Annotated in this window: 1 protein-coding gene and 2 pseudogenes; all 3 read left to right on the top strand. The window is 67.0% G+C overall.

Annotated features, from left to right (window positions below):
* The coding region (locus MOV75_RS36570; protein ID WP_247007813.1) for a UDP-N-acetylmuramoyl-L-alanyl-D-glutamate--2,6-diaminopimelate ligase at nucleotides 1-1,184 on the top strand (1,184 nt) is incomplete at its 5' end.
* Nucleotides 1,181-1,744: pseudogene (locus MOV75_RS36575) on the top strand (Mur ligase family protein); the annotation flags it as partial. The gene MOV75_RS36570 and the pseudogene MOV75_RS36575, both read left to right, overlap by 4 nt.
* A gap of 7 nt (nucleotides 1,745-1,751) precedes the next feature.
* Nucleotides 1,752-1,796 (top strand): annotated as a pseudogene (locus MOV75_RS36580) (hypothetical protein); the annotation flags it as partial.
* Nucleotides 1,797-1,849: the final 53 nt, after the last annotated feature.

The following is a 1,849-nucleotide window of genomic DNA, read 5'->3' on the forward strand; positions in this document are numbered from 1 at the left end:
GCTTCTTCCCCGCCCAACCCGCGACCGTCGCGGCCGTGACCGGGACCAGCGGCAAGACCTCGGTCGCAGCCTTCACCCGCCAGATCTGGGAGCGGCTGGGACATGCCTCCGCCAGCATCGGCACCATCGGGCTCGTCTCGCCCAAGCGCACGGTCTACGGTTCGCTGACGACGCCGGATCCGATCGCGCTGCACCGGCAGATCGACGAGATTACGCGTCAGGGCGTCACGCATCTCGCCTTCGAAGCGTCCTCACACGGGCTCGACCAGTACCGGCTCGACGGCGTGCGCGTCGCCGCCGGCGGCTTCACCAATCTCTCGCGCGACCACATGGATTATCATCCGACCGTTGCGCATTATCTTGCGGCGAAACTCCGCCTGTTCCGGGAACTCGTTTCACCGGGCGGCGCGGCGGTGATCTCGGCCGATCATGATTGCTCGGCAGACGTGATCGGCGCGGCAAGCTCGCGCGGCCTGCGCGTGATGGCGGTCGGCCGCAACGGCGACGGGGCAGGCGAGGGCATCCGTCTCACCGAAGCCGTGGTCGAAGGTTTCTCGCAAAAGCTTACGGTCGAACATCGTGGCAAGAGCCATTCGATCCGGCTGCCGCTGGTCGGCGAATTCCAGATCGAGAACGCGCTGGTGTCGGCCGGCCTTGCGATCGGCACCGGCAGCGATGCGGCCAATGTGTTCGCGAGCCTGGAGCATCTCGAAGGCGCCAAAGGCAGGCTCGAACGCGTCGGCGAGCGCAACGGCGCGCCGATCTTCGTCGACTATGCGCACAAACCCGACGCGCTGGCGAAGGCGCTGCAGGCGCTGCGTCCCTATGCCAAGCGCAGGCTGGTGGTCGTGTTCGGCGCCGGCGGCGACCGCGATGCCGGCAAACGTCCGATCATGGGCGAGATCGCGGCCGAGAATGCCGACGGCATCATCATCACCGACGACAATCCGCGCAGCGAGAAGCCCGAAACGATCCGCGCCGAAATCCTCGCCACTGCGAAGGGCGCCCGCGAAATCGGCGACCGCACTGCTGCGATCCGCGCCGCGATCGAGGAGTTGCAGGATGGCGATGCGCTGCTCATCGCCGGCAAGGGCCACGAGACCGGGCAGATCGTCGGGGCAGAGGTCTTGCCCTTCAGTGATCACGAGGCGGTCGCCGCCGCATTAGCGTCGAGGGTTGCATGAGCGGGCCGATATGGACGGTTGCCGAAGTGGCGCGCGCGCTGGGCGTTGCCGGATCGTTCCCGGACACCCCGATCGACTTCGTCACCCAGGATAGCCGGCTGGTGAAGCCGGGCAGCCTGTTCGTTGCGCTGAGCGGCACGCCGAGCGGCGGATTCATCTCGGCTTTCGCCAGCGCGCGCGACGGCTGGGAATTCGCGGACAAGGCTGAAGCTTCCGGCGCGGTCGCGATGATCGTGCCGCACGAGATCGCCGGCATTCGCATTCCCCAGATCGTCGTCAAGGACACACTGATCGACGGCCTCTGGGGCCTCGCGCGCGCCGCGCGCGCCCGCTTTAAGGGGCCGGTGATCGGGCTCACGGGCAGCGCGGGCAAGACCAGCACCAAGGAATTTCTGGCGGCCTATCCGAACGCCTATGCGAGCCCGTCGAGCTTCAACAATTTCTGGGGCGTGCCGCTGACGCTGTGCAATGCACGGCCCGACGCCAGTCTCTGGGTCGTCGAGATGGGCATGAACCAGAAAGGCGAGATCGCGCGGCTCAGCGAATTGACGCGGCCGACTCCAGCGACTGGAGACGGAGCTCGGCTCGGGACCGTATTTCGCCGGCGCAACCTTCGGCATGGTCGATGCGGTCTACGCCCCGCTCTTCCGCTACTTCGCCATCAT

Source organism: Bradyrhizobium sp. PRIMUS42, from assembly GCF_023006515.1.
Taxonomy (GTDB): domain Bacteria; phylum Pseudomonadota; class Alphaproteobacteria; order Rhizobiales; family Xanthobacteraceae; genus Bradyrhizobium.